Here is a 2,376-nt window from a genome sequence, read left to right as displayed (position 1 = left end):
AATATTCCTATTAGATCTCAAGGCGATGCAGTTTTTGAGAATCAAAGATATAGCAAAAGTATACCCTAGGTTTGAGGATCACCAAGGATTTGCTCGCATTAATGGATTACCTAGTGTCATGCTAGAAATTTCAAAACGTAACGGAAAAAACATAATAGACACAGTAAATCAAGTAAAAATACTTAATGGATAAGGCAAAAGATCAATTACCTGAAAATTTAAAAGTGGTGTACTTAAACGACCAGTCAAAAAACGTCCGCGATGTGCTTGATGACTTGGAAAACGGCATAATATTTGCTGTGTTGTTAATATTGATCATAATGATGCTTTCTATGGGAACAAGGATTGCTATTCTTGTGGCACTCTCGATACCCGGTTCCTTTCTCATTGGGATAATAGCTCTTTACTTTATGGGTATAACCTTAAATATCGTTGTGCTCTTCAGTTTAATTATGGCTGTTGGCATGCTGGTTGATGATGCAATTGTGATCAGCGAATATGCCGATAGAAAGATGATCTGCGGAATGGATAAAGTAGAAGCTTTTTACACTTCAGTTCGTGATATGTTTTATCCGGTTCTATCATCAACGTTAACTAAATTAGCAGTGTTTTTTCCTCTATTATTCTGGCCTGATACTGTTGGTAAATTCATGCAGTACATACCAATTACAATAATTCTAACTTTGACTGGATCGCTCATTATGGCTTTGGTTTTTATACCAACACTTGGTGCAATATTTGGTAAGCCTTCGATAACTTCAAAAAAAGAAATAAAAAAATATGAGTGCTATAGAAAGTGGTGAAATAAAAAATGCTGGCCTATAATAAGAGCTTACGTACGCATGCTAGAGAAGGTTTTGGATCATCCTAAAAAATTCGTATGTGCTACTGTATTCGTTTTGTTTTCATTTAGTGTGCTGTACTTTACTTTTGGTCCTGGAGTAAAGTTTTTCCGAAAGTGGATTCAGATAATATTTTAATCAGTGTTAAAGCAAAAGAAAGCTTATCAGCCAAAGAACGAGATCTGATACTCAAAGAAGTGGAAGAACGCATTTTGAGCATTGAAAAGAAATTCATGTTTCTTATGCTAGATCAGGAGCATTTTCAGACAACGTTATCGCCAGAATACAATTAGAACTTATGGATTGGCGCTTCAGGCGCAAAGCTAAGCACATACTAAATGATATAAGGAGCAGTGTGCAAGACATGAAAGGAATAATAATTAATGTTCAGGAGGAAAAGCCAGGACCGTCGGCTGACAAGCCAATACAAATTAACCTCAGCGGGAGTGTATCCAGTTTGAATTTAGCAGCAGAGAAAATTCTAGAAATTACGAACCAACCTTCATCCGGGTTTATAAATATTCAAGATAGCAGATCAGCACCTGAAATAGAGTGGAATATGAGTGTTGATAAGAGTAAGGCTACAAGCTCTGAAGTAAGTGTTGCAACCATTGGCGATTTTATAAAGATGGTTACAAATGGAGTGTTGATTGGAAAATATAGACCAAATAACACGGATGAAGAAATCGATATTGTACTCCGTTTCCCTGGAAAGGATCGCAACATGAAGACTATAGACAATCTTTTTATCAATACAGTTAATGGCCCGTATCCTATGAGCAATATAGTAAAATATGCTCCCGAAAAAAAGGTAAACAAACTAAACAGGATTGATGGATTACGCATAGTGACAATCTCTGCTGACGTTGATACTGGCTATCTTGTTGATGAAAGAGTAAAGTTCATTCAGAATTCTATTGCCCAGGATCGGGACAAGGGAGTAAAAATTGATTTTAAAGGCGACAAAGAAGATCAACAAAAATCAGGAGCATTTTTGTTAAAGGCTTTCATATTAGCGATTACACTAATGATATTGGTATTAGTGACACAGTTTAATAATGTATACCATACATTTATCGTAATGACAGCAGTGTTTTTATCCACAACATGTGTGTTTTTTGTTTTCTTTCTTATCCAACAAGTTTTCGTAGTTGTTATGTGTGGAGTGGGGATAATTGCTTTGGCGGGAATTATAGTGAATAATAACATACTATTACTTGACGCCTTTCATCACCAAATTAAGGTACACAAAAATGACATCAAGCGATGTGTAATAAACGCTGCAATTTCTCGCGTTAGGCCAATATTGCTTACCGTTGCAACCACAGTTCTTGGTTTAATACCGATGATTACCAGGTTAAATATCAATTTTTTTACGCTACAAATCACATATGATGCTCCATCAAGCCAGTGGTGGGTTGACATTTCAACAACCATAGCAAGTGGAATATTGGTTGCAACGGTTTTTAACTTTATTCTTTTACTCCTGCGTTGCTTGTTATACGAAGACATGAAAAAACTTGACTTAAATTAG

At 35.8% G+C, this 2,376-nt stretch carries 4 protein-coding genes; all 4 read left to right on the top strand.

Going from position 1 to position 2,376, the window contains the following annotated elements; translation table 11 throughout:
- Nucleotides 1-193, top strand: a 193-nt coding sequence (locus WGMM_RS07080; protein ID WP_275039476.1) for an efflux RND transporter permease subunit, incomplete at its 5' end; no start/stop codon positions are given.
- Entirely contained in the window at nt 186-803 is a 618-nt protein-coding gene (locus WGMM_RS06525) for an efflux RND transporter permease subunit (protein WP_275039475.1), read from the top strand. The genes WGMM_RS07080 and WGMM_RS06525, both read left to right, overlap by 8 nt.
- Before the next feature lie 155 nt (nt 804-958).
- Nucleotides 959-1,135 (top strand): hypothetical protein, encoded by a 177-nt coding sequence (locus tag WGMM_RS06520; RefSeq protein WP_240991846.1) that lies wholly within the window; start codon nt 959-961, stop codon nt 1,133-1,135.
- A 5-nt stretch (nt 1,136-1,140) separates the two neighbouring features.
- The gene (locus WGMM_RS06515; RefSeq protein ID WP_240991845.1) at nt 1,141-2,376 is read left to right on the top strand and encodes an efflux RND transporter permease subunit; all 1,236 of its coding nucleotides are present in this window, start codon (nt 1,141-1,143) and stop codon (nt 2,374-2,376) included.

Origin of the sequence: Wolbachia endosymbiont of Glossina morsitans morsitans, from assembly GCF_000689175.1 — a bacterium.
Classification (GTDB): Bacteria; Pseudomonadota; Alphaproteobacteria; order Rickettsiales; family Anaplasmataceae; genus Wolbachia; species Wolbachia pipientis.
Note: the sequence above shows the minus strand (reverse complement) of the source record. Positions and strands in the feature narration are given on the sequence as shown.

Coding starts and splice junctions, on each gene's coding strand:
- WGMM_RS06525 (WP_275039475.1), top strand. CDS start 186: ATGGATAAGGCAAAAGATCAATTACCTGAAAATTTAAAAGTGGTGTAC.
- WGMM_RS06515 (WP_240991845.1), top strand. CDS start 1,141: ATGGATTGGCGCTTCAGGCGCAAAGCTAAGCACATACTAAATGATATA.